Genomic DNA, 25,685 nt, shown 5'->3' with positions numbered 1-25,685 from the left:
CTGCGTATCAGCCGGCGTTTTCTTCCGCCTCGGCAACCTCGCGCGCCGCGGCGTCGCGTGCCCGTTGCCGCTCGATGAGTCGGGCCGTGTAGATGGAAATCTCGTAGAGAAGGATCGCTGGCAGGGCAAGGCCGATCTGGGACACGGGATCGGGCGGCGTCAGGATTGCAGCGGCGATGAACGCGATGACGATGGCATATTTCCGCTTTTCCTTCAGGCCCTGCGATGTCACGAAACCGACGCGCGCAAGCAGCGTGGTGATGACCGGCAGCTGGAATACCAGGCCGAAGGCGAAGATCAGCGACATGATCAGGCTCAGATATTCAGACACCTTGGGCAGAAGCTGGATCGACACCTGCCCCTCGCCGCCATCCTGCTGCATGGCCAGGAAGAACCACATGACCATCGGTGTGAAGAAGAAATAGACCAGGCAGCCGCCCATGATGAAAAGGAGGGGAGATGCGATCAGGAACGGCAGGAAAGCAGCACGCTCGTTCTTGTAAAGCCCGGGCGCTACGAATTTGTAGACCTGCGAAGCGATCACCGGAAAGGCGATCACCAGCGCGCTGAACATCGCCACCTTGATCTGCGTGAAGAAAAACTCCTGCGGTGCCGTGTAGATCAACTCGACCGAACGATGCGTAAGACCGGCCCACTCCACAGCCCATTTGAAGGGCTGGACAAGAATATTGAAGATACCCTTGGCGAAGTAAAAGCAGACGAGAAACGCCACGAAGAACGCCCCAACAGCCCACATCAGGCGCGCGCGCAATTCGATCAGATGCGCCATCAGCGGCTGGGGCTTGTCTTCAATCTCGCCGCTCATGCGTCACCTTTTTTCCTGGTCGTCTTGGCAGCCACCTTGCTGACCTTTGGCTTTTCACCGTCGGACGCAACGGCCTTTGCCTTTTTCGCCGGCGTCTTTACCGGTTGAGCGACGGCGGCGTCCGCCACGGCCGTCTTCGGCTTGGAAACCCGCTTGGCCTTCGGTTTTTCAGCCTCCGTTGCGCGCTCCATCTGCTTTGCCGCAGATGCAATCGCAGCTGTGGCAACCGGATCGGTTTTCGGTTGTTCCTGCGAAGCAGCCGCTTCCGCAGGCGCCGGCATGACCGGTTCCTTGGGTTTGGTATCGACTGCCGTCGCCTTCTGCAGATCAGCCTTGATCTCGTTGCCCATCTGCCGAAGCGGGTTCATTGCTTCGCGAATGCTGTGCGCCGGGTTGAGCTTCTGCGCGTCACTCAAGGTTTTGCGAACGTCATCGAGATCCGCTTCCTTGAGTGCTTCGTCGAATTGCTGGCGGAAATCGTTCGCCATGCCGCGCATCTTCGTCATCATCTTGCCGAAGGTCCGCAGCATCGGCGGCAGGTCCTTCGGGCCGACCACGATAATCAGAACGATGGCAATAACGACCAGCTCGGTCCAGCCGACATCAAGCATTCCTGGCAACTCCACAAAACCGAAGGCGGCAGGGCCTGCCCCGTTGGGTCAGGCCCTGAACAAAATGCATGATCAGCGGACTTCGTCGGATTTGTGTTCGACCGTCTTGCCGTCGACGCCCTTGTCGGCGGTCGATGCGTCGTCGTCGGTCATGCCCTTCTTGAAGCTCTTGATGCCCTTGGCAACGTCACCCATCAGTTCCGGGATCTTGCCACGGCCGAACAACAGCAGGACCACGACCAGAACGATCAGCCAATGCCAGATACTAAAGGAACCCATATTCTTACTCCCTTGAAACCTGTTACCCCGATTTAAGATGTTCAACCATCTTTTTCAAACAGCAATCTATTTCGCTCGTTAGCGGAAAGGTGCCCGTCGCGCAATCCTTATACCGAGACTGCGGCGGAGATACAGCCAACCGCATGAATATCCGGACTTTCCACGCTTTCTGCCCGGAAATTCACGGGGCGTAGGCAGGAGACCATGGAAGGAATGCGGAAAAGTTGCATCCCTAGTCGCCGTCCCCACCCGACGGTGGCAGGAGGCCGAGTTCTTCGAGGTCGAGCTGCGTGATCGGATCTTCGTCGTCGCCAAAACCGTCGTCGCCGAGCGGCACGGGAATCTGGAAATTCGCCGGAATGCGGCCGGACAACAGCCCTGCCCCCTTCAGCTCCTCAAGGCCGGGCAGATCACGCAGTTCCTCCAGGCCGAAATGGTCGAGGAAATCGCGCGTCGTGCCGAATGTGACCGGCCTGCCGGGCGTCCGGCGGCGGCCGCGAAAGCGGATCCAGCCCGCCTCCATCAAAACGTCCAGCGTACCCTTGGAGGTCTGAACGCCGCGAATATCCTCGATTTCGGCGCGCGTCACCGGCTGATGATAGGCAATGATGGCCAGCACTTCGAGGGCGGCCCGCGACAGCTTGCGCACCTCGTTCTCATCGGTCTGGACGATGAAGGAGAGATCGGCTGCAGTACGGAATGCCCAATGATCGGCGACCTGCAGCAGATTGACACCGCGCCCGGCATAGATGGATTTCAGCCGTGCCATGATGCGTGGCACGTCGGCGCCTCTTGGCAGCCGGGAGGCGATGTAACCTTCGGAGACCGGCTGGGCCGATGCGAAGACAAGCGCTTCGGCAATGCGTTCGGCTTCCAGTTCGATCCTCGGATCCAGCACCGCTTCGGTTGGGCCTGCGTCATCCTGCTCCTCGATCACGCCTGGCAGGCGCTCTTGCGGATCAATCACGCCCCGCCTCCATATCCGCCAGCACCTCGGCCGTCAGCTTGTTCGGTCCCTGGCGCAGGTAGATCGGCGAAAACGCACCGTCCTGACGGATTTCGAGACGCCCTTCCCGCACCATTTCGAGCGAGGCAGCAAAGGAGCTGGCAATCGCCGTGGCGCGCTCCTTGGGACTCGTCATGTATCGCAACAGGAAATGATCAAGCGCTGTCCAGTCGGCCATCTCGCCGATCAACCGGGCAAGGACAAGCCGGGCATCCGCAAGCGACCAGACCTGCCGCTTCTCGATAGTCACCTGCATAACTGCCTCGCGTTGGCGAAGCGAAGCATAGGCATTGAGCAGATCGTAGAGCGATGCCTCGAAGGCGGATTTCTTTTCGACCGGGATATGTTCCGGCGCACCGCGCGCAAAAACATCGCGGCCGAGCCGGTTGCGGTTAATCAGCCGCGTTGCGGCCTCGCGCATGGCTTCAAGGCGCTTGAGGCGGAAAGCCAGAGCCGAGGCCATTTCCTCGCCTGACGGCCCCTCGTCCTTTGCCTGCTGGGGGATGAGCAGCCGGGATTTCAGAAATGCCAGCCACGCCGCCATCACCAGATAATCGGCGGCAAGCTCAAGCCGGATGCTGCGGGCGCGCTCTATGAAGGCGATATACTGCTCGGCAAGCGCAAGCACGGAAATGCGGGAGAGATCGACTCGCTGGTTTCGGGCGAGGTGCAGCAGAAGATCGAGCGGCCCTTCAAAGCCGGCGATATCGACAACCAGTTCTTCTTCATGCAGGCCGCGATCAGAGGGGTTATCCTGCCACAGCGGGTCCATCGGCGCCCTTGTCGCCGGTTTTTTCTGCATGTCGCCGGCGTTACTCACGATTGCCTGTCCCTGAAATCAGTTCATGCCTCCTATGCGATGGCCAGCATGCCGTTAAATTCGTCCCGCAGCGCTGCCTCGTCGGCGGTGTCGGGCTTGGCAAAGCCGGCCTCTACCGCCTTGACGCGGCGCAGCGTATCACCGGAAATGACCGGAACGGCGCGCGCCACCTGATGCATTTCATCCATGATGCCATGGCAATGCAACACCAGATCGAGTCCGGCTGCAATAATACCGCGTGACCGCGCCTCGATATCGCCCGCCAGCGCATTCATCGACACATCGTCGGACATCAGCAAGCCGTCAAAACCGATATGGCCGCGGATAACCTCGCGCACCACCTTGGCAGACGTCGTCGCGGGATTGCCGGGATCGATGGCGGTGAAAACGATATGCGCCGACATGCCCATCAGCTCGTCCTTCATCGCAACGAAGGGAAGGAAGTCGCTGTTGGCCAATTCATCGAAGGAAACATCGACCACCGGCAGCTTGTGGTGGGAATCGACGAAGGCCCGGCCATGACCGGGCATATGCTTCATCACCGGCAGCATGCCGCCCGCCTTGAGGCCGGCAGCTGCAGCAGCGCCGATCGCGGCAACGGCGCGCGGATCATAGCCATAGGCACGATTGCCGATGACGTCGCTGCTGCCTTCGATCGGAACGTCAAGGACAGGCAGGCAATCGATGGTGATGCCGAACCGCATCAGGTCGAAGGCATGCAGCCGCGACATCAGCCAGGCGGCGCGCAGCCCCTGCTCCGGGTCCCGGCGATAGATTTCGCCGATCGCGGCACCATTCGGATATTGCGACACGATCGGTGGACGGATGCGCTGGACGCGGCCGCCTTCCTGGTCGATCAGCACCGGCGCATCGGGATTGCCGATACTGTCGCGCAACGACGCCGTCAGATCGGCGATCTGGTTGGGCTCGCCGATATTGCGTCCGAAAAGAATGAAGCCCCACGGACGCTCGCCTGCAAAGAAAGCTTTTTCGTCCGGGGTGATGGTCAGGCCTTTGCAGCCCGAAATGAATGCTTTTGATTCGGTCATGGTGAGATCATAGTCGCTGGCTCGCGCAAGGCGAATCCCAGTTTCAAAACCGTGTCCAATCATTCACAGCTATTGCAGCCCCACACGCGTCTCAAGAAACGAAAAAGCGCGGCCGTTTCGCCGCGCTTTTGTTTGTCTATTGGGAAAGAACCGGACTATCGCGTCTCGACTATCGCGTCACAAGGCAACTGCCGCCGGCGCTCTTGTATTGGGTGCACATCGCGTTGGCTGCGTCGCGCGAACCGGCCGGGATGCGAACCCGGTAATAGGTCCCCTTGCCGGCGATCTCCGCCTTCTTGATATCGACACCCTTGCCGCCGATGACACTGCTGAACTTGCCGGAGAGCGTCTTGTAGGACTTCTGCGCTTCGGCTTCGGACGGCAGCGACGCGATCTGGATCACGTAAGCGCCGGGAGCGATCGAAGCCGTCTCGACCGGTTTGGCTTCGGCAGCAGGCTCCGCTGTGGCCGTAGCGGTCTTGTCCGCTGTGGCCGGAGTGGTCTTGAACGTATCGACAACCTTCTGTTCAGCGGCCGCAGGCGTCTGCGCATCGTCGGCAACCGCCGTCGTCTTGACCGGGCGAACCGGCGCCGTTTCCTCGACCGTCGTATCGGCGGCTTCGGCAAGTGCGCTCTTCTGCCCTTGCTCGGCAGGCTGTCCGGTTACTGGCTTCGGCGTCGATGCCGTCTGCATCACCGGCGTCGTCTTGACCATCTTGACCTGCGGTTCGGTGCTGTTGGCAGCGACCTCTGTTGTCGAGGCCACGTTCACGTCAGGCTGCGCTGCGGGCTCTTCGCGGGCAACCAGCGTGCCATCCGGCTTGACGATCATCGTGCGAACCTTGCGCGGCGACACGGCCGGCGACTGTTCGCCATCGGCGGTGGCGCTGTCCGCCGTCTGTCCATCCGGCAAAAGCCGGTCGCCGCCGTCGTCATTCACCGGCGTCACGCCGGGCAGCTCGTCGTCGGCGCCCTCCAGAGGCAGATTTTCCGGCGTCAGCGTCCGCTGAACGACATCGACCGGCTCCTCGGTGGAGGAGACCAGCGTACCCTGCTGCGGAGTCGTGTCCTGTGCACCGGCGACACGGTCGTAAACGGCCTTGTCCTGGTTCGGGACGGTCTTGCCGCCCTTCTCCACCGGCACCATCTTCACCGGCGACTTGTCGGCGAGGATAATTTTCGGCTCTCCGCCGGTAAGTGACGAGCCGGTACCGCCCATGAAGGCATAGACCCCGACGCCACCAAAGATCGCCAGACCGGCAACGGTTGCGGCAAGCAGCGCCAAACGCCGCCGTCCCGAACCGCGACGCTCTTCCTCAAAATCATTGTTGGCCGCATAGCCAGAACCGACGGCCAGGCGATCGGAAGACGGGTCCGTGTCCTGCGGCTGGGTCAGAGACAGCCGGAAATCCTCTTCCATGGCCTTTTCGAACTCATCGAAGTCTTCTTCGACGCGCGCACCGGAAGATTGGGCCGGTGCAGCAGGCTGCGCCGCATGGGCACCGCGGTCGACGCTCTGCGCAGTGCGGCTCGGCGTTCCAAAAAGCTGCGCCATTTCAGCGTCGATGTCGAGATCGTAATCCGGATGATGGACAGCCGGACGTTCCTGCTCGACAACGGGCAATTGCGGAACATTGAGATCGGCGATCGTCGTCAGGCTTTCTTCCGTTTCGGCGATCATCGACGGATCGAAAGGCAAGACGCTTTCCGGCTCTTCACTGATCTCCTCAGCGGCATCCGGACTGTCGAGCACAGGGGCAGCGACAGCAGCGATGACCTGTTCGGCAACAGCGGGCTCGGCAGGCGCAAGGACGCTCTCTTGCGCGGCCGGTTCAAATTCCGAAGGGTCGATATCCAGATCGATACCGGAAAGATCCAGCTCGAACGTGTCGAGATCGAAATCCGGCTCGGCATTGACGGCCGGCTTCAAGGCAGCAGCGGCTTCAATTGCCACCGGTTCAACAGGCATTTCCGCCGGTTGATTGGCGACTTCAGCGACTGCCGCCGTCACCGGCGCAGCGACGACGGCTGCAGCCAGCGGTGTGGCGTATGCTTTCTGAGACGAAGCCCCACCGTTCGAGGCGACCGGTGTCGCGCGGCTAAACGTCGGCGTGAAGGGGTAGTTGACCTTGCGCGCCGTTTCCGCCGGAGAGGCAGCCTTCACCTCTGCCTTTGGCGGAACCGGAAAACGCTCGATATCGGCCAAAAGGGCATCGATGCCCTGCGCGTCGGCCGGAGAAATGACGATGTCGCCCGAGACGGGTGCCGGCGCAGGTTGCCACTCCGGCAGTTCGTCCTGCACCTGAGTGTCTGCTTCGGCGACAGGCTGCGCGGCTTCGGACTGGGAATATTCTACCGGCTCCGATACAACCAGGGCCTCGAATACGGGCAAAGCATTGGAAGCGTCAGACTGAAGGGGGGCCGCCAAAAAATCCGGTTCCGGCTCAAAACGAGGTGCCTGTACCGGCTCGGCTTGCATCTCAGCCGTTTCGGCCTCAGCGTCGTCATAGCCGATCGACAGTTCGAGTTCACGCTCCAGGTCCGCGCCGTCAAAGGCCGGCGCGCTCCACGGCTCGACCGCCCAGCCACCGCTGACGTCCGGGACAATCGCCTCCGGCTCCTGCTGCCAGGAGCTTGCCAAGGATGGCTCGTGGGCACTCACCTCGACGGGAGCGTACTGCTCGAAAACCGGCTGTTCGACGGCAACCGGCTCGATGCTTGCGGCTGGCGTGACCGCATCGATGGCAGGCTCGGCGATTTCTGCAGCCTGATACTCGATGACAGGCTGATCAGAGGCATGAGCAGGAGCAACCTGGTATTCCTCATCGAGCGGCGCAGAGAAACCGGGCTCGTCGACGCGGACCGGCTCCGAAACGGAAATAGCCGGAGCCGCCTGCGGCGCATCGTAAAAATCGAACTCACGCAGCAACTCGCCTTCGAGATCGAGATCCGGCTCAGGAAGCACAGGCTCCCTGCTAACCATCTCGCGATGCCGCTCGAGTTCCTGCAGTTGCTGGACCGCAGGGCGATTGTCATAGCCGACAATACGGGCGAGTTCGGCCAATGGATCATCATCCGCCAATACGTCGAATTCCGCAGTCCCGCTTCGTGCCAATTGTTTGTCTGCCATGCGCTCCACTCACAACTTACTCGCCAGTCATTGCCAGTGCATTGTGGGGAAATGGTGACAATACTATCGCATCTCATCCGGGGCTGCGGTGCCTGTAATAGACAGGCCCGACTTCAGCACCGAGGCGACAGCACGCACCAGCCCAAGTCTGGCAATGGTCAATTCTCCATTTTTATCGTTAACAAAACGTAATTCATGAGCATCTTTACCTTTATTCCAGTGCGCATGGAAGGCGCTGGCAAGATCATAGAGGTAAAACGCGATCCTGTGAGGCTCATGAGACAGTGCCGCCGCCTCGATGACGCGCGGATATTCTGCAAGCTTGGCAACCAGCTGCAGTTCGTTCGAATCAGAGATGTTACCTTCGATGGCACCGGCGAGATCGACGGTGGCGAAATCGATGTCCGGGAAAGCCTCGCCCGCCTGCCGGAAAACCGACATGCAGCGCGCGTGAGCATACTGCACGTAGAAGACCGGGTTATCCTTCGACTGTTCTGTCACTTTGGCGAAATCGAAGTCCAGCGGCTCAGAACTCTTGCGATAGATCATCATGAACCGCACGGAATCGCGGCCGACTTCCTCAACGACATCCCGCAGCGTGACGAAATCGCCGGACCGTTTCGACATTTTCACCGGCTCGCCGTCGCGATAGAGCTTGACCAGCTGGCACAGCAGCACCGTCAGTTTCGACGCACCGCCGGAGACGGCGCGTGCAACAGCTTCCAGGCGCTTGACGTAACCACCGTGGTCGGCGCCGAGCACATAGATCATATCGTTGAAGCCGCGGTCGAACTTGTCCTTGAAATAGGCAACGTCGGYGGCAAAGTAAGTATAGGAGCCATCCGACTTGATCAGCGGCCGGTCGATATCGTCGCCGACTTCGGTCGAGCGGAACAGGGTCTGCTCCCGGTCCTCCCAGTCTTCCGGCAACTGGCCCTTCGGCGGCGGCAGCGCGCCCTTGTAGACATGCCCCTTGAAGGTGAGATCGTTGATGGCGTTGCGGATGCGCGCTGCACCGTCCGCATGCAGCGTGCGCTCGGAGAAGAAGACGTCGTGATGGACGTTGAGGGCAGCCAGATCCTCGCGGATCATCACCATCATCGCAGCGATGGTGCGCTCCTTGACGAGCGGCATCCACTTGTCTTCCGGCATGATCCTGAGGCTCGTGCCGAATTCATCGGCAAGCGACTGCCCGACGGGAACGAGATAATCGCCGGGATAGAGACCTGCCGGGATTTCGCCGATCTTTTCACCCAGCGCCTCACGGTACCGCAGGAAGGCGGACCGGGCGAGCGTGTCGATCTGCGAACCGGCATCGTTGATGTAATATTCCTTGATCACATCGTAACCGGCAAACTCAAGCAGGTTGGCAAGCGTGTCGCCGACGACGGCGCCACGGCAGTGACCGACATGCATCGGACCGGTCGGATTGGCCGAGACATATTCGACATTGACCTTGCGGCCGGTGCCGATTGCGCTCTTGCCATATTCGGTGCCTTCGGCGACGATCACCTTCAGCAGCTTCTGCCAGTAGGCAATCGACAGCTTGACGTTGATGAAGCCGGGACCGGCCACGGAAACACCGGCAACTTCCGGATCTTCCTTCAGCTTGGCGACGATCTGATCGGCCAGTGCCCGCGGATTGGTGCCCAGCGGCTTGGCCAGCACCATCGCCGCATTGGTCGCGACATCGCCATGGCTGGCATCGCGCGGCGATTCCACGCTGATTCGGCTGAAATCCAGTTCTGATCGGTTTTCGCGCACGATATCAAGCGCTTCCAGCACGTTTTTAATTCTTGATCCGAAGTCAGTGAAGAGATTCATGGCACCCATCCGTCAGCTCCGCCCGAAGGCGCGAGGCCGCGTTAATATCGTTCACGTCAATGGCAGCCCGATATTCTCGCTGCTGCCGCCGACCGGCGCGGTGACTACCGCAAATCAGGGGTATGGTCAAACAAGCGCCTATGCACGGCGATCGCATAGGTATCGGTCATTCCGGCCAGGTAGTCGCCGACATGGCGTGCCTTGGCCGGTTCTGCCATGCCGGGAATCTGGTCGATCCAGTAATGCTTCTGCATTTCACGCGGATCGGCCATGAAGGCCTTGTAGAGATCGGTGACGATCAGGGCCGCGTCCTTGCGCACCCGCATGACCTCCGGATGGCGGTAGATCCGCATCATCAGCATCTTCTTGATCTGCTGGTCGGTCGCAAACATGGCATCGGAGAAGGTGGCGATCACCCTGCCCGCATTGCGCACGTCAGCAGCGCTTGCCGGGCGGATATCCTTGAGATTGCTCTGGGCAACGGTAATCACGTCCTCCACCATCGCGGTGATCTGGCGGCGCATGATTTCGTGGGTGAAGCGGCTGGCTTCGAGCCCCGGATACCGGTCGCCGACCTCGCGCATCAGGCCGGCGAGGAAGGGAATTTCCTCCAGCATGTCGAAGGTCAGATAGCCGGACCGCAATCCGTCATCGATATCATGGGTGTTGTAGGCGATATCGTCGGCAATCGCCGCCACCTGCGCCTCAAGGCTCGCAAAACTTGCCAGCTCCAGATCGTGCAGCGCGCAATAGTCGAGAATGGGCTGGGGCACCGGCCCGCGCGTACCCTCGCCGTTTGCAGCCACAAGCGGTCCATTGTGCTTGACCAGTCCCTCCAGGCTCTCCCATGTCAGGTTGAGGCCATCGAACTCGGCATAGCGGCGCTCAAGCTTGGTGACGATCCGCAGTGACTGCGCATTGTGGTCGAAGCCGCCATAGGGCGCCAGCATCTCGTGCAGCGCATCCTCGCCGGTATGGCCAAACGGCGTGTGTCCAAAATCATGAACCAGGGCGACACCCTCGGCGAGATCCTCGTCCAGCCGCAGGGCTCTCGCCAGCGCGCGGGCGATCTGCGCCACTTCGATCGTATGGGTCAGCCGGGTGCGATAGTGATCGCCATCGGCGGCGATGAAGACCTGGGTCTTGTGCTTCAGCCGGCGGAAGGCCGTCGTGTGAACGATGCGATCGCGGTCGCGCTGGAAATCGGAGCGCGTCGGGCTGCTGGTTTCAGGATAGAGCCGCCCGCGGCTCGCCCATGGGTTCGAAGCAAAAATCGCGCGTTCACCAGCACCGAAACCAAGCGCATGTCTGTCCAATGTCATTTCCCGTTCAGCATCCCATTGACGCGGTATCAAACCCTTCATACCTATAGTGGGCGCTGCAGGAAAGCACCGAGTGGAAATCGCTCCTGACCTTGAATGAAAACAAGGATTTGCCGCGCAGCCGATCCTTTCCGTCTGTCGGCACTTTTTGGGCAGCGGGCGACGTAAACAGCGAATCTCTCCGGTTCTTGACCCCGGCAGGAGGTAGATATGACTGCAGAAACTGTAACTCTCTCGGACTCGGCGGCAAAACGCATTGCCGTGATCCTGAAATCGGATACCGAGAAGAAGGCCATGCGCGTTTCGGTCGAAGGCGGCGGATGTTCCGGCTTTTCCTACAAGTTCGATCTGGTTGGCGATGCCGACGAAGACGACCTTATTCTGGAAAAAGGCGAAGCCAAGGTTCTGATCGACAGTCTGTCGCTGGTCTATATGAGCGGCTCCGAAATCGATTTCGTCGATAACCTGCTCGGCCAGTCATTTCAGATCAAGAACCCGAACGCCGTTGCAAGCTGCGGATGCGGCACAAGCTTCTCGGTCTGACGGCAGCGCATCCCCTAAAGCGTGTCGCGATCTTTCAGATTCGCTTCTTGCGCTTTAGGTCTTTGATTTGACGCATGTCGTTATCGCAAAACCGCTGAACACGTTTGCGCAACATGCTTTAAAGATAGGGCGACCCCAGCCAGAATATCTTGTTGAGCAGCCGCGTGGTAAACGGCTTGGCGCGCAGGTCGGCCAGTGTCACCGGCTTGGCATTGCTCAACACGGCCTGTAGCCGTTGCCCGACGGCGCTGGCAAAACCGGCGTCCAGGACCTCCAGATCGATCTCGAAATTGAGCCGCAGCGAGCGCGGGTCGAGGTTGGAGGAGCCGACATAGGCCCAGCGGTCATCGACCGTCATCAGCTTGGAGTGGTTGAAGGCGCCGGTGGAACGCCAGATGCGGCATCCGCCCTTCAAGGTCTGGTCGAACTGCGCGGTCATCGCGCGGTCCACCAGCACCAGGTTGTTGACGGCTGGCACGATGATATCGACCTCGACCCCGCGCATCGCCGCCGTGACGAGTGCACTGATCAGCTCCCGGTCGGGCAGAAAATACGGTGACATGATGCGGATATTGCGCCTGGCGACGGAAAAGGCCCCCATCATCATMTTGTGGTTGGATTCGTTGGCGCGGTCGGGTCCGGAGGGCACGGCCCGCATCAGCATGGCGGGCTTCTGCTGGGACGGCGCAGACGTGATTTGCCACGCCTCGCCGTCCAGCGCTTCGCGGCTGGCAAACTGCCAGTCCTCCGATGCGACCTGGAAGAGATCGGCAACAACCGGACCGGTGACGCGAAAATGCGTGTCGCGCGCCTGCTCTTCACCCGCAAACTCGCCCGTAAAACCCGACCGGATGTTCATGCCGCCGGTAAAGGCGACAGAACCGTCAATGACCAGGATCTTCCGGTGGGTGCGCAGGTTGGCATAGGGCAGCCGCAGCCCCATGATGATGTTGCCGTTGAAGACCTTGGCGGTGACGCCGCCAGCCTCCAGATAACCGACGATGCTTGGCACCGAATAGCGGGCACCAACGGCGTCGATCAGCACCCGCACGGTGACGCCACGTTTGGCAGCGGCAATCAAAGCATCGGCAAATCGCAGGCCAATGGGATCGCGATCGAAAATATAGGTCTCGAGAAGAATGGAACGCGCAGCACCGGCAATCTGCTGCAGCATCATCGCGTAAGCCGTGTCGCCGCCTTCGAGCATCGTGATGCCGTTTCCGCCACACATGCGATGCCGGCTGACGCGATCCCCGAGCAGTTTCATCGCGCCGAACCGCTGGCCGAACCGCTCGGCGACCACCGTGCTGGACGTATCGAACTTGCCCATGGCGTCCGGTCCCCGCTCGCGGAACAGCGATCGCTGCTGCCCGATCGAAGAGCGGCGAATGCGGTTGATACCGGCTATCGCATAGATCAGCGCGCCGACGATGGGCGAGAGAAGAATCACCCCCACCCAGCCGAGCGCCGAACGCACCTCATCCTTGGTCATCGTCGCGTGAATGGCAGCCGGAACGCCAAGGATTATGGAGAGCGCCGCCAGAATGTGCGGCCAATAGGTTGTCAGCATATCAATCATAGGGCGAACTATAACGGGCCCGGATCAGGAAGCAATTCGGCCGCTGTCCACATGTCTTTCGCCCGTATCGGGTTTGTCAAAAAAATCCGCTGGCGCTACAAGGTAAGCTGGCCTTTGCGCCGCCAGACAAAAGGACGTCCCCTGCATGAAAATCGTTACCTGGAACATCAACGGCGTTCGGGCCCGCATCGACGTTCTCGTGGCCTGGCTAAAGGAATCGCAGCCCGACATCGTCTGCCTCCAGGAAATCAAGACGATGGACGAAGGCTTTCCGCGGGCCGAGATCGAGGCGCTTGGCTATCATGTCGAAACACATGGCCAGAAGGGCTTCAACGGCGTGGCCATCCTGTCGAAGCTGCAGCCGGATGAAATCAATCGCGGTTTGCCCGGCGACGCAGCGGACGAGCAGTCGCGGTTCATCGAGGGCGTATTTTCCGTCACTGGCGGCGCAATCCGCGTGTGCTCGATCTATCTGCCGAACGGCAATCCGGTCGAAACGGAAAAATACCCCTATAAACTGTCCTGGATGGAGCGCCTGAGCGCGTTTGCAGAGAGCCGGCTTGCCCTGGAAGAGCCGTTGATCCTCGCTGGAGACTATAACGTTATCGCCGAGCCGCATGATTGCTGGGACGTCAAGGTCTGGCAGAACGACGCGCTGTTCCAGCCGCGCACGCGCCAGGCATTCCGCCGGCTCGAAAATCTGGGATTTACCGATGCCGTCCGTTCAACGACGGATGCAGCACCGCTCTATACATTCTGGGACTATCAGGCCGGTTGCTGGCCAAAGAATTTTGGAATCCGCATCGATCACCTAATGCTGTCGCCGGAAGCGGCCGACAGACTGGTCTCGACGAATGTCGAAAAGCACGTGCGCGCCTGGGAAAAACCGTCCGATCACGTGCCGGTGGCAGCGCACTTCAATTTTGCGGCCTGACGCCCGGACGGCTCAATCGCTATCGCTGTCGAGATGAATGTTGTGTGACATGGCGACGGCCTTGCGGCGGTCGTCTTCGGTCGCGATCGAGAAGGCCTGCTCCTGCAGGGATTGCAGCCAGGGCCTTTCCTTGGGGGTACACTGGTCAAGCGCCGCGGTCATGTAGGCCAGCCCACGCGCCGTCTGGCCTTCCTGGAAGATCACATTGCCGAACACGCCCATGGCACCGGCATGGCCGTTCTTGCGGGCGCGGTTGAGCCATTTCTTTGCCTGCTGGACATTGACGCTGCCTCCGTCGCCGGAGAGAAGCATTTTCGCAAGCTGAAACTGCGCCTCGGGAACACCGAAGGTGGAGGCGGCTTGAAAATAGAGCTGGCGCGCTTGGCTGAGGTCGCTTTTGACGGGGCTGTCGGGGATGCCGCGGCGATAATAACCGGCCAGCGAAATCAGCGCATTGACGAAATAACCGGTATCCTCGGAACCCGGCTCGACGCCCTTCTCGGCGATCTCGTTGTAGATCTTGAAGGCTTCCAGGTCGTTTTCAGCAACGCCGTCGCCATAGGCGTACATGTTGGCGAGTGCCCAGCGGGAGCCCGTATGGCCCTTTTCGGCAGCATAGCGGTAGGCTTCGACCGCCTCGTCCTTGCGGCCGTTCTTGTAGGCGGAAAAACCGAATTTGAAGAGGGCGAAAGGCCCCGATTCCTTGGTAACGCCGGCATTCGGATCGAACGCATAAGCCATCCGGTGCTCAGCGGAAAGCGCGAGCGCAACACTCAAAACAAGAAACGTCAACGACCGGTAACCGCGTATCAGCATGATAGTCTATTTCTTCCGTTCAAACCCAAGAGCCGGTCCATGCAAGTTCCAAATGAGCCCCTGCCGAAAGCGCCGTCCATACCGGCATATTCGAAACAGTAATCAGCGTTTCCGGCAAGACTGCGGCCTGTCCCGGTCGTCCCATCCGCCCCGCACATGTCTGACCTGCCAAACAGCCCCGAAAAGCCGTTCCGAAGCCAGGTAACATCATGGGAGGTATGGATTTTTTCGAAACCGTGATGACTCATCTTACCTCAAACGCCGCATGCTCAAAACTTACCGGCACGTTTGTCAAGGCTATCGGTGCTCCCAGTTTGTGGCGGGAAATAGACACAATCGCCCGCCAGCAGGCCGTCACGGACTATAGAAAGAATGTGTTGCTGAATCGTCACAAAACGTGATGCCGGAAACACAGTATTTTCGGCTGGCGCCATTGAAATTCTCAGGCCAGGAAACCAACGCAGGCGGGATGAGTTCCAGCCGCCGTCCCGCGACCAGTCTCACGCATACCGCACAAGACTTGAAGTCAAGGCTGATCTTTCTTCACGCGCCACGCGCATACAAAAAAGCCCGATGCGAACACCGGGCTTTTGCATTGTCTTGAGACAATCAGAACTTGACCTTCAGCGAGGTGGAAATGGCGCTGACGATGTCATTGCCGAAATCGTATTTCACGTCCTCACCGACCGAGCTGCCGCTTGTCAAAAGGCCAATGGCGCCAGCGAGCCTCAGTTCAACGTTTTCGGTCGGCGAGTAGGATACGCCGGTTCCCAGCGTCCAGGTGTCGGTCTGGTTGCCGTAGCCGTGGCTGGTACCACGGTCCCAGGTCAGGCTTGCCGCGCCGCTCCATTGATCGTTGAACTTGTGACCGACACCGCCCGTCACGGTCCAACCATCGCGATAGAGAAGGACAAGGCTGGTCGGAAGCCTGCCGGGGGCCGGTTGGCTCGGGTCAACCTGGATGACCTGCAGCTGGCTCCAGTCGGTCCACTTGACCGATCCGAAGACAAGCCAACCAGGAGCTACACCGGATTGAACCTTGAGCTCCAGAGAGTCCGGCATGGAAGCAAAACTGGACACGTCATACTTCGAGCCCGGAACAAAAGTAACGCCACCACCCGGAAGCGGAACCGGTAAGAGAACCTTGGTGAGGTCGATCGACCCGTCCAGATTGTCGAGATCCACGGCACTGTTGTAAACAAGGCTCGCTCGAAACGCATATTCGGGAATTTCATAGGCTGCGCCAGCGCGCCAGCCCCAGCCGCTACCATCGAGGTCGAGGCGGCCAACGCCATCAAACCCCGGAGCTAGAATAGGGGTGACAAGGCGCTCCTTGAAACCGCCGACTTCCTGGTAAAAGCCACCACCGATGACACGGAACTGGCCCTGACCAACGTCCCACTTATAGGAGCAGGTCGCAGCGTAGTTGTCGCTCTCGATCTTGGTTTCGATATTGTCGTTGGCGCCCATCCAATTCGCACCTGGTTTGGTATGCGCACCCCATGGCTGCGAATAATCGGCCATGCAGTCGACGCTATCGCCAAAACCGGCCTTCACCCCGATGCGCGGCACCCAGTAGCTTTCGGTTTCGCCGACCCCGTTGGTCTGGCCGCCGCCGATACCATTCGAACCAACGCCGTCCGTCAGATCGACGTCCACCACATTGTCAAGTTCACGCTGCGGGTTGACATAGGTCGCGGCTGCCTCGGCCGCATAGGTCGATGGATCGAACAGCAGGTCGATATTGTAGCCGCCCCGCTCAAGACCGCCGGCACTTGCGGCCGTGCTGGTCAAAAGCACAGCAACCGCCGCCGTGATCGTCGCCTTGATTTTCGTGTGAACCATCCGTTTCTCCCCCTGAACACAGATCATTTGCCAGCGTAAACGCCAACCTGTCGAAAGAACTATCGGCTGCGAACGGTGAATGGCAAATACCTAGAATTCGAAACCGGTGACATCAGCGTACCAAAAATTTACGTAAGAAAATCTAAACGCGCACCAAAATGGGAAAATGCGGTAAATAATTTCATTGGCAGTTCACAAAATTGCCGGATACGGAATAATCTTCCATAAGCATGGCCACCTGTCACCTCGACACAACAATGCCATTTTTTGGAAATGAGGCGCGACGGCAATGGAATAGGCGACATCAAAAGATGGCCTGCCGCGTCAGAAGCCCCGGCCTAAAAAAGAGAATCAAATAAAATGGAAAAAGGCGGCCAAAGCCGCCTTTTTGATCAATTTCGCACCAGTACACCCGATATGCACCCCCAGAACGGCGCGCTGCGACCGGCTCTATCAACCTCAACCGGCGTCAGAGACCCTCGCCAGCGCCACGCCGAGAGACGCCTTCTGGCCGTCGAGTTCGGCCAGGCGTTCACGTTCCGCATCGACCACATCCGGACGGGCATTGGCCACGAACTTTTCATTCGAGAGCTTGCCGAGGATACGTTCGCGCTCCTGTTCGACCTTGCCGATTGCCTTTTCCAGCCGCAGCTTTTCAGCGGCCAGATCAATCAGGCTGCCGAGCGGCAGGCAGACCGTCGCCTCGCCGACCACGATCTGCGCGCTTCCCTTCGGGGCCGCTGCCGCAAGGTCGATCGCATCGACGCGCGCCAACCGGCGGATAGCGGCGGCATGGCGTTCCAGGCGTTCCTTGGTCAGCATGCTGGCTTCGACGACGACCAGCGGTGCGATCGCAGCCGGCGGGACGTTCATCTCCGAACGGACCGAACGGATGCCCGACACCAGGTCGATCAGCCAGTTGATCTCGCCGGCGGCGGCATCATCCGCATAGGAGGCGGCCGGCCAATTCGCATGGCAGAGCAGGCCGTCGCGTGTCTTGCCCTCGCCGGCCGTCTGCGCCCAGAGTTCTTCCGTCATGAACGGCATGAAGGGGTGCAGCATCTTGTAGGTCTCATCGAGGACATAAGCGACGCAAGCCTGCGATTCCCGTTTTCCGGCCTCGTCGTCGCCGCTGAACACAGGCTTCAGCAGTTCCAGATACCAGTCGCAGAACTGGTTCCAGACGAAACGGTAGAGACTGCCGGCAGCTTCGTTGAACCGGTAGCCTTCAATCGCCTCGGTCACGTCGCGGATCGTGCGCGAAAGTTCCGTCAGGATCCAGCGGTTGATGGTCAGCGAGCAGGTTTCAGGCACGAATTTCGGATCATTGGCAACACCGTTCATGCCGGCAAAACGCGTTGCGTTCCAAAGCTTGGTGCCGAAATTGCGGTAGCCGGCGATACGGGCCGGATCGAGTTTCACGTCGCGTCCCTGCGCTGCCATGATCGCCAGCGTGAACCGCAGAGAATCGGCGCCATACTCGTCGATCAGGTCGAGCGGATCGATGACGTTGCCCTTGGACTTCGACATCTTCGCGCCGTTCTTATCGCGAACCAGGGCGTGCACATAAACCGTGTGGAACGGTTCGACGGGCGTGCCGTCGCTGTCCTTCATGAAATGCAGGCCCATCATCATCATCCGCGCGACCCAGAAGAAGATGATGTCGAAGCCCGTCACCAGGACATCGGTCTGATAGTACTTGTCCAATTCCGGCGTCTTGTCGGGCCAACCGAGCGTCGAGAATGGCCAGAGCGCCGAGGAAAACCACGTATCGAGCACGTCTTCGTCACGAACGAGGATTTCGCCCGGGCGGAAGTTTTCGAGCAGATCCTCGACATAGGCCTTCATCGGGCCTTCATGGGCGAGGTAATGCTGGATGGCGGCATGCAGCGCTTCTTCCTCTGTCTTTTCGACAAAGACCTGCCCATCCGGACCGTACCAGGCCGGGATCTGGTGACCCCACCACAATTGCCGCGAAACGCACCAGGGCTGGATGTTTTCCATCCACTCAAAGTAAGTCTTTTCCCAGTTCTTCGGAACGAAGTTGGTCCGTCCTTCGCGTACCGACGCAATCGCCGGCTTGGCGAGCGTCTTGGCATCGACATACCACTGTTCCGTCAATCGGGGCTCGATCGGAACGCCACCACGGTCGCCGTGCGGGACGGTGTGCTTGTGCGGTTCGATCTTGTCGAGCAGGCCACGCTCCTCGAGCATCGTCACGATCGCCTTGCGCGCGGCAAACCGCTCGACGCCATCGAGCGCCGAGACCAGCGCTTCCAGCTCGCCGGTCGCCGGTAGCCCTTCGAGAAAATCCTCGTTGCCTGCAAGCGTCAGGTGGCCATCGATCGTCAGGATGTTGACCTGACGCAGATGACGGCGTTTGCCGACTTCGAAGTCGTTGAAGTCATGCGCCGGCGTCATCTTGACGGCGCCGGTCCCAGCCGTCGGATCCGGATATTCGTCGGCGACGATCGGGATCAGGCGGCCGGCCAGCGGCAATACGACATGCTTGCCAACGATGGCCTTGTAGCGCTCGTCATCAGGGTGAACGGCAACACCGGTATCCCCCAGCATGGTTTCCGGCCGGGTGGTGGCAACAACCAGATAATCGCGCGCCTCCCATTCCGTCGCCTTGCCGGCCTCGTCGAACGCGACCGGGTGCTGGTAGGTGACACCGTCTTCAAGCGGATAGCGCAGGTACCAGAGACTGCCGGTCATTTCGACCTGCTCGACTTCCAGATCCGAGATCGCAGTCAACAGCTTCGGGTCCCAGTTGACCAGGCGCTTGTCCTTGTAGATCAGACCTTCCTTGTAGAGCGAGACAAAGACGTCCAGAACGGCCTTCGACAGCCCCTCGTCCATGGTGAAGCGTTCGCGCGACCAGTCGCAGGAGGCGCCGAGGCGCTTCAGCTGATTGAAGATCAGACCACCGGATTCGGCTTTCCATTCCCAGACCTTGTCGATGAACGCGTCACGGCCCATCTCGCGGCGCTGCTGCTGCCGTTCCATCAACTTGCGCTCGACAACCATCTGCGTGGCAATGCCGGCATGATCCATGCCGGGCTGCCAAAGCACATCCTTGCCACGCATGCGCTCGAAGCGGACCATGATGTCCTGCAACGTATTGTTCAGCGCGTGGCCCATGTGCAGCGAGCCCGTCACGTTCGGTGGCGGGATGACCACACAGAAGGTGTCGGCGCCCGGTTTTGCCCCAGCACCTGCACGGAAGGCGTCCTCGTCGTCCCAGATCTGGGCGATACGCGGTTCGACAGCGGCGGAATCATAGGTTTTTTCAAGCATTCTGGAGCCAAACTTGCTGATTGATATCGGTGGTTTGTAAATCGGAACGGGGCATTGGTGTCAACAATAACAGCAAAAAAGCCGCCAGTGTGATTGCTGGCGGCTTTAAAGGGGTGAAATGCCTATTTTAGCGCCTCGGACCGCGCGCAACGCGCTCGATTTCCTCGCGCACAAGCCGCTCGACCAGTGTCGGCAGATTGTCGTCCAGCCATTCCTGCAGCATCGGCCGCAGCATATCCTCGGCTATTTCGTCAAAGGACCGGCGCGCACTGCTATCGACGGCCAGGGCCAGATCGCCAAACGAGCGGGCGACCTGTTCGCCGACGGCAGGCGAAACCAGAGCAGCAACATCCTTTTCGGTGACGATGGACAGCGGCTGGCGCGCGGCAGCGGCCTGATCGCGAGTGGCCACGGCCGGTTCGGCCGTCTGATGTCGTACTTCGGGCGTAACAACCGGCTGTATCAGGGAAGCCGGTGCCGCCGGTGCGGCCTCTTGGCTGGCCTCGGAGTGCGAAGGCAAGGACGATGTCGCCATGCGCGATGTCACCGTCGGACTATCGGCCTTTGTGCGGGTGTCGGTCGACAGGGTGCGCGTGTCGGCGGACAGGTTTTCCTGTTCGCGCAACGGTGCCGAATGCCGCTCGGAGGCAGCCCGGACGCGTGCGGCAACATCGGCAAGCGACATTGGCGGCGATACAGCCGGTTTTGCGCTGACGTCCTCAAGTTCCCGCTGCTGCGGCACCAAGGGCGTGAAATGCTTCTGTTCCTCGGCTTCGAATTCCTTGGCAAGAACCTGGTCGTCGATCGTCAGATGAATGTCTTCGCCCGCATCGTCCTCGTCATAACCGCGATAGGCTGCGTCCGACGCCGGGCCGAGGTCATTGGCCGGAAAGCCGGGAAGGCCGGGTTCGTTGCTCTCGATGATCTTTCGAATGGACGCCAGAATTTCGTCCATTGAAGGTTCACGCGCTACATTGGGCTGTGCCATCATTATCCCCGTTTCTGCGGTCGCGCTCGATTGAAACATTGCCGCCCAGTCATTGCCGCCCAGTCATTGGCCGGACTGTATGCGAGTCCGGCGCCGAACAAAACGCTGCGAATCATCTCGCTGGAATCATGCACAGATTTGTTGGCGGCGTCACCTGCAGCCTATCCGCAACAAAGCCGCCGACGCAGGACTGCCGGCGGCTTTCGACATAAGTATGAAATCAGGCGGTGAGGTCAGCGGCCGTCAACGGTTCGCAATCCGAACCATTTGTCCTTGACGGCCTCGTAGTGTTCCTCGGCACGATATTCGGCAACCTGCAGGCCCTGGCTCCGGATGGTCAGACGCCCCATCGCCGCCAGCAGAGAATAGCTGGCAACGACGGCGTTGCGCTGCGACGTGACGAGGCTCTCTTCGGCAACCAGCACGCTCTGCTGTGCGTCGAGCACATCGAGCGTCGTGCGCTGGCCAACCTTGCGTTCTTCTATGACGCCGGCCAATGCCATGTTTGCCGCGCCGACCTGGGCTTTATTGGCAACGGTGGTTGCGAGCGCGGCCTCAAACTGGGCATGGGCGGTGATGATCGTCTGCTGAACTTCGGCACGGGCGGAATCGACCAGGATGCGCTGCTGGCCAAGCCGCTCCTTGGCCTGACGGATCTGGCCGTATTCGGCGCCGCCCTGATAGAGCGGAACTTCCAGCCGCGCGGTGATGGAGCCGCTGGCGGTGTCGCTGCTGCCATCGCGATCGGTCGTGCTGCGCGACAACGCTCCCTGGATCACGACACCGGGCAACATCGTGCCTTCGGCGGACTTGACCCTGAAACCGGCCGAATCGACGTTGTACTGCGCCGCGGCAATTGACGGGTGCTCACGCAAACCCACTGCCACGGCCTGATCCAGGTTTTTCGGCAGCGCCTTCGACGCCGGCGCCGGCTGCTTGATCCCGGTGGGAGCATCGCCGACTATCTGGACGTAGACGGCCTCGCTCTGCTTCAGCTGTGCGACGGCATTGACGAGAATAGCCTGGGCCTGTGCCAGTTCCGCCTCCGCCTGACTGACGTCGGTGCGCGTCCCTTCGCCAGCGTCCAGTCGGGAATTTGCGGCGTTCAACTGTTCCTTGAGAAAGGCGAGGTTCTGTTTGCGGATCGACACGACGCGCTGATCGCGAGCGATGTTGGCATAGGATTGCGCCGCGGCTAGAAGAATGGAGATTTCATTGGCTTTGAGGGTTTCACGGCTTGAGAAAACGTTCGCCTCAGCGGCCCTGACATTATTGAGTGTTTGAAATCCATCGAAAATCTGCTGGGTGATGGTGATGCTGGCATTTCCAGTGGTAAAGTCGTCTTGAACCAAGGGCGTGGCCGGAAAAAACCGACTGATTCTTTCTGTGCCCAGCCGTGTCGCCGTGCCCGTGGCTGTTGCGGCAATCTGCGGCCGATAACCGGATTTGGCGATCGGCACGCCTTCGTCGGTGGCGCGAAGGCCGGCGCGCACGGCGTTCAGTTCCGGGTTGTTCTGGTAGGCCTTTGCCATCGCGCCGGAAATGGTTTCCGCGACAACGGCATGCGGCATGAGCCACAAGGCAGAAGAGAAGGCGGCCGCCACAACCGCTTTACGAAAAATCGACACTCATTCAACTCCAAAACGAAAGCTGGCGGGACCAAATCTTCCCAGTTTCGAAAAACGTGGACATTCCGGTTTTCCCGGAATTGATTGTTCCCTCCTGCCCCATTCTGACGTCAGAAGGAAAAAAGGCAAAAATGGAGAGGTATTAAAATACAAATTCGCGCGCCAGACGGAAGCCCGGCAGCGGTTTGACGGACGTGTTGAACRCCAGACGCTCCGATGTCCTGCCATTTTCACGCAGGAACAGCTGGGCCCTCGACGCATTTCCAAGGCCGACCACGGCAACGAGGCGGCCGCCATCGTTCAACTGCGACAGAAGCGCTTCCGGTATGGTCTCGACGGCGCCGTGAACGAAGATCACGTCATAGGGGGCGCCGGCCGCATGGCCCTTTTCGAGATCGCCGGTAACCACCGAGACATTCGCGTGACCAAGGCGGCCCAAGGTTGCGGATGCTTCCGATGCGAGGGATGCATCGCTCTCGAGCGCCACGACCGAAGCTGCGAGCTCCGACAGGATTGCCGAGGCGTAGCCGGTACCGCAGCCGATCTCGAGAACCTTGTCACCCTTGGAAATTGCTGCCAGCTGAAGAAGCTTTGCCAGGGGCGACGGCTCCATCAGGTAACGCCGTCCGCCGGCGGGGTCAGCGCTCAGCTCGATATCGCTGTCGATATAGGCAAGCGGCTTCAGTGCGGCAGGCACGAACTCTTCTCTCGGGACTGACAGGAATGCCGCGAGAACGGTGTGCGACGTCACATCCGTCGTGCGGATCTGGTTGTCGACCATCTTGATGCGTGCTGCTTCGAAATTCATCTTGCCTGCCCTCGTGATCCGGATCGTCTTCCGGCGTTTGCGCGCTTTTGGCTTACGCAGATAAAACAAACCGGTGGCGGTTCCGCCAACCGGGCATGGCCAAGCTCATAAATCCGCGCATCCGCCGTTTCAAGCTATGGAATGCAGTTCTTGCAAAAAAGCAAGGTTCACAAAAGCCGGTCAACATATTCTGCCTTCGCGCGGGAAAGAAATTTAGGCAAATTTCCCGAGCCGCATTGGACGAATCACCGGGACTGGAGATTTAAAAGGTGTCAGGACGTTTCAAACAGCCCTACCGTTTCGCGTCCCGGCTTGTGCTTCTTTCGACCAGTCTGTTTTTTTCCGTCTGCGGCTCAACCGGCGCAGTGGCGGCTGAGACTGTTTTCGACGAACTCCGCTTTGGCGCCAGCGCGTCGATCAACGGCGGCAATTCAACCGAATCGGGCATCTTTCCGTCCGCCACCATCTTCTTCGATCCGCTGTCGAGCGGCACAGCGTCGACATGGCAGCAGACCATTCTGGAGCCTCGGATCTATCTGGGCGCCTCGGTCGGAACCGGTGACGGAGTGGATCAGATCTATGGCGGTTTCAGCTGGACAGCCGACATTACCAGCCGCCTGTTTGTCGAACTTGGACTTGGCGGCACCGTTCACAATGGCAAGCTGGATGGCAGCAACGGCAACGGCCCGGATCTCGGGTGCCGCCTGCTGTTTCGCGAACAGGTCGCGCTCGGCTACCGCGTGACGGATAATTGGCAAATCCTGGCGACGGCCGACCATTCGTCGCACGCCAATCTCTGCGATGGGCCGAACGACGGCCTCAGCCATGCCGGCCTTGCCGTCGGCTACAAGTTCTAACCTCCTGCCGACCTCGCTGCATAATTTAAAATGCTGCAGCGACCTTTGCGCGTCATGAATGACGCGCAGCGCTGTCGCCGGCAGGCGCCGCTTCCAGGCCGACCAATCCGATTTTCGTATAACCGGCCCGTTGAATGAGGTTCATGACCGTCATCAGCTCTCCGTAATCGACAGCCTTGTCGGCACGCAGAAGAATACGTGTCTCCCTATTCCCTTCGGTCATCCCGTTGAGTTCGGCGACAAAACCGTCGCGATCGGTCTCATTGTTCCCAAGTGCCAGGGACAGGTCTGCCTTGAGTGTCACGAAAACCGGCTTGTCTTCGCGTTTTACCGGTGCGGCTGCCGATTGCGGCAGATCGACCTTCATATCGACGGTGGCGAGCGGCGCCGCCACCATGAAGATGATCAAGAGAACGAGCATGACGTCGATGAAGGGGGTGACGTTGATGTCGCTGTTTTCCTCGAGATCGCCGCCACCTTCGCTGATTTTGCCGGCCATGGTTTTATCCGATCCGCGCGACGATGCCGGCTTCCGGATGCACATGGCTCTCGGCCTTGCGCGGCGCCAGACGGCGCGCCTGGCGGAAGTCGAGATCGCGGCTGACGAGACGTTCGACGGCCGCCGAGGCATCGGCAAGGATCAGGCGGTAGCCGCCGATCGAGCGGGCGAAATAGTTGTAGATGACGACGGCCGGGATCGCCGCGACAAGGCCGATGGCTGTTGCCAGCAGCGCTTCGGCAATACCCGGTGCGACGATCGCAAGATTGGTCGTCTGCGCCTTGCTGATGCCGATGAACGAATTCATGATGCCCCAGACAGTGCCGAACAGCCCGACGAACGGCGATATCGAACCGATCGTCGCGAGAATACCGGTGCCGCTGGCAATCCGCTTGCCGGCGCCTGCCTCGATGCGGGAGAGTCGCGATGCGACACGCTCCTTGACCCCTTGTGTCGAGACGAGATCGAGCACGGCCTCCGATTTTGACAGTTCGTCATTGGCGGCCGCGATCATCTGGGCTGCAGGCCCCTTTTTCGCCGTCGGCATCTCGCGAACGTCGCGCAGGACCACGGCGTCCGACAAGGCTCGAACCGCGCGCCTGGCACTGCTCTTGGCGGCGGCAAGCTCGACAGACTTTGCAAACAGGATCGCCCAGGTGGCAACCGACGCCAGGGCCAATGCGGTCATGACACTTTTGACGACCATGTCGGCGGCCATGAACATGCCGAGCGGCGAAAGATCATGCGGCAGGACCGGATTGGACGACGTTGCCTGCACGCTGCCTGGCGCTGCCTCTCCGGACGCAACGGCCGGATCATTGGCCAGCAAGGCCCCGGCTTGCGGGGTAACGACGGGCTGCTGCGTTTCACTGACGGCGGCAGCCGGGGTTTCCTGCGCGCGGAGCGCTCCGGCACTCGAGAGCGTCAGCAGCACTGCCGCCAGCATCATCCATTTCGGCATCGCACGGTTCGGCATGGCCTATCCTTACCTCGTCATCGCCGCCAATCCTTGCGAGGATAA

General features: G+C 60.1%; 21 protein-coding genes. 3 read left to right on the top strand and 18 right to left on the bottom strand.

Annotated features, from left to right (window positions below; genetic code table 11):
• Positions 1 to 7: 7 nt before the first annotated feature.
• The 9 genes from tatC to AC1D17_RS18815 all read right to left on the bottom strand — a co-directional run bounded on the left by tatC (position 8) and on the right by AC1D17_RS18815 (position 10,867).
• Positions 8 to 826: a twin-arginine translocase subunit TatC gene (tatC, locus tag AC1D17_RS18855; RefSeq protein ID WP_477566868.1), complete on the bottom strand. Its 819-nt coding sequence runs from the start codon at positions 824 to 826 to the stop codon at positions 8 to 10.
• Positions 823 to 1,437, bottom strand: coding sequence for a Sec-independent protein translocase protein TatB (tatB, locus tag AC1D17_RS18850; RefSeq protein WP_477566867.1), 615 nt, complete (start codon positions 1,435 to 1,437; stop codon positions 823 to 825). The genes tatC and tatB overlap by 4 nt, the downstream gene beginning before the upstream one ends.
• 72 nt (positions 1,438 to 1,509) lie before the next feature.
• The gene (locus AC1D17_RS18845; protein WP_477566866.1) at positions 1,510 to 1,716 is read right to left on the bottom strand and encodes a twin-arginine translocase TatA/TatE family subunit; all 207 of its coding nucleotides are present in this window, start codon (positions 1,714 to 1,716) and stop codon (positions 1,510 to 1,512) included.
• Between the two features lie 232 nt (positions 1,717 to 1,948).
• Positions 1,949 to 2,662: an SMC-Scp complex subunit ScpB gene (scpB, locus tag AC1D17_RS18840; RefSeq protein WP_477566884.1), complete on the bottom strand. Its 714-nt coding sequence runs from the start codon at positions 2,660 to 2,662 to the stop codon at positions 1,949 to 1,951.
• A 13-nt stretch (positions 2,663 to 2,675) separates the two neighbouring features.
• Entirely contained in the window at positions 2,676 to 3,524 is an 849-nt protein-coding gene (locus AC1D17_RS18835; protein ID WP_477566883.1) for a segregation and condensation protein A, read from the bottom strand.
• Positions 3,525 to 3,574: 50 nt separating this feature from the next.
• Complete coding sequence (nagZ, locus tag AC1D17_RS18830) at positions 3,575 to 4,591, bottom strand: beta-N-acetylhexosaminidase (protein ID WP_477566865.1); 1,017 nt, start codon at positions 4,589 to 4,591, stop codon at positions 3,575 to 3,577.
• A 169-nt stretch (positions 4,592 to 4,760) separates the two neighbouring features.
• Complete coding sequence (locus AC1D17_RS18825; RefSeq protein WP_477566864.1) at positions 4,761 to 7,721, bottom strand: SPOR domain-containing protein; 2,961 nt, start codon at positions 7,719 to 7,721, stop codon at positions 4,761 to 4,763.
• Between the two features lie 63 nt (positions 7,722 to 7,784).
• Positions 7,785 to 9,545 carry an arginine--tRNA ligase gene (argS, locus tag AC1D17_RS18820; RefSeq protein ID WP_477566863.1) on the bottom strand — a complete coding sequence of 587 codons (1,761 nt, stop codon included), beginning with the start codon at positions 9,543 to 9,545 and terminating at the stop codon, positions 7,785 to 7,787.
• 104 nt (positions 9,546 to 9,649) lie between these two features.
• Positions 9,650 to 10,867, bottom strand: coding sequence for a deoxyguanosinetriphosphate triphosphohydrolase (locus AC1D17_RS18815; RefSeq protein WP_477566862.1), 1,218 nt, complete (start codon positions 10,865 to 10,867; stop codon positions 9,650 to 9,652).
• A gap of 210 nt (positions 10,868 to 11,077) precedes the next feature.
• Here AC1D17_RS18815 and erpA point away from each other — a divergent pair, with 210 nt between their 5' ends.
• Positions 11,078 to 11,410, top strand: a complete 333-nt coding sequence (gene erpA / locus AC1D17_RS18810) for an iron-sulfur cluster insertion protein ErpA (protein WP_477566861.1) — start codon at positions 11,078 to 11,080, stop codon at positions 11,408 to 11,410.
• Between the two features lie 118 nt (positions 11,411 to 11,528).
• Here the strand turns inward: erpA and AC1D17_RS18805 are convergent, their stop codons facing one another.
• A complete protein-coding gene (locus tag AC1D17_RS18805) occupies positions 11,529 to 12,989 on the bottom strand; it encodes a phospholipase D-like domain-containing protein (RefSeq protein ID WP_477566860.1) in 1,461 nt (486 codons plus the stop codon).
• 145 nt (positions 12,990 to 13,134) lie between these two features.
• Between AC1D17_RS18805 and xth the strand changes: the two genes are divergently transcribed.
• On the top strand, positions 13,135 to 13,923 hold the full coding sequence (gene xth / locus AC1D17_RS18800) for an exodeoxyribonuclease III (RefSeq protein ID WP_477566859.1): 789 nt from the start codon (positions 13,135 to 13,137) through the stop codon (positions 13,921 to 13,923).
• A 12-nt stretch (positions 13,924 to 13,935) separates the two neighbouring features.
• Here xth and exoR read toward each other — a convergent pair whose 3' ends face one another.
• The 6 genes from exoR to AC1D17_RS18770 form a co-directional block, all read right to left on the bottom strand.
• Positions 13,936 to 14,739 (bottom strand): exopolysaccharide production regulator ExoR, encoded by an 804-nt coding sequence (gene exoR, locus AC1D17_RS18795; protein WP_477566858.1) that lies wholly within the window; start codon positions 14,737 to 14,739, stop codon positions 13,936 to 13,938.
• Between the two features lie 609 nt (positions 14,740 to 15,348).
• Positions 15,349 to 16,584 carry an OmpP1/FadL family transporter gene (locus AC1D17_RS18790; RefSeq protein WP_477566857.1) on the bottom strand — a complete coding sequence of 412 codons (1,236 nt, stop codon included), beginning with the start codon at positions 16,582 to 16,584 and terminating at the stop codon, positions 15,349 to 15,351.
• Positions 16,585 to 17,043: 459 nt separating this feature from the next.
• Positions 17,044 to 19,884: a valine--tRNA ligase gene (locus AC1D17_RS18785; protein WP_477566856.1), complete on the bottom strand. Its 2,841-nt coding sequence runs from the start codon at positions 19,882 to 19,884 to the stop codon at positions 17,044 to 17,046.
• A gap of 127 nt (positions 19,885 to 20,011) precedes the next feature.
• Positions 20,012 to 20,872: a PopZ family protein gene (locus AC1D17_RS18780; RefSeq protein WP_477566855.1), complete on the bottom strand. Its 861-nt coding sequence runs from the start codon at positions 20,870 to 20,872 to the stop codon at positions 20,012 to 20,014.
• Positions 20,873 to 21,105: 233 nt separating this feature from the next.
• Positions 21,106 to 22,443 carry a TolC family outer membrane protein gene (locus AC1D17_RS18775; protein WP_477566882.1) on the bottom strand — a complete coding sequence of 446 codons (1,338 nt, stop codon included), beginning with the start codon at positions 22,441 to 22,443 and terminating at the stop codon, positions 21,106 to 21,108.
• A 199-nt stretch (positions 22,444 to 22,642) separates the two neighbouring features.
• Positions 22,643 to 23,308: a protein-L-isoaspartate O-methyltransferase family protein gene (locus AC1D17_RS18770; protein WP_477566854.1), complete on the bottom strand. Its 666-nt coding sequence runs from the start codon at positions 23,306 to 23,308 to the stop codon at positions 22,643 to 22,645.
• Positions 23,309 to 23,577: 269 nt separating this feature from the next.
• Between AC1D17_RS18770 and AC1D17_RS18765 the strand changes: the two genes are divergently transcribed.
• Positions 23,578 to 24,165 (top strand): acyloxyacyl hydrolase, encoded by a 588-nt coding sequence (locus AC1D17_RS18765; protein ID WP_477566853.1) that lies wholly within the window; start codon positions 23,578 to 23,580, stop codon positions 24,163 to 24,165.
• A 52-nt stretch (positions 24,166 to 24,217) separates the two neighbouring features.
• Here the strand turns inward: AC1D17_RS18765 and exbD are convergent, their stop codons facing one another.
• Positions 24,218 to 24,664: a TonB system transport protein ExbD gene (gene exbD, locus AC1D17_RS18760; RefSeq protein WP_477566852.1), complete on the bottom strand. Its 447-nt coding sequence runs from the start codon at positions 24,662 to 24,664 to the stop codon at positions 24,218 to 24,220.
• 4 nt (positions 24,665 to 24,668) lie between these two features.
• Entirely contained in the window at positions 24,669 to 25,640 is a 972-nt protein-coding gene (exbB, locus tag AC1D17_RS18755; protein ID WP_477566851.1) for a tonB-system energizer ExbB, read from the bottom strand.
• Positions 25,641 to 25,685 lie beyond the last annotated feature (45 nt).

Source organism: Pararhizobium sp. P1_E7, from assembly GCF_056405855.1.
The sequence above is the reverse complement of the archived record's forward strand: the minus strand, read 5'-3'. Positions and strand labels throughout refer to the sequence as shown.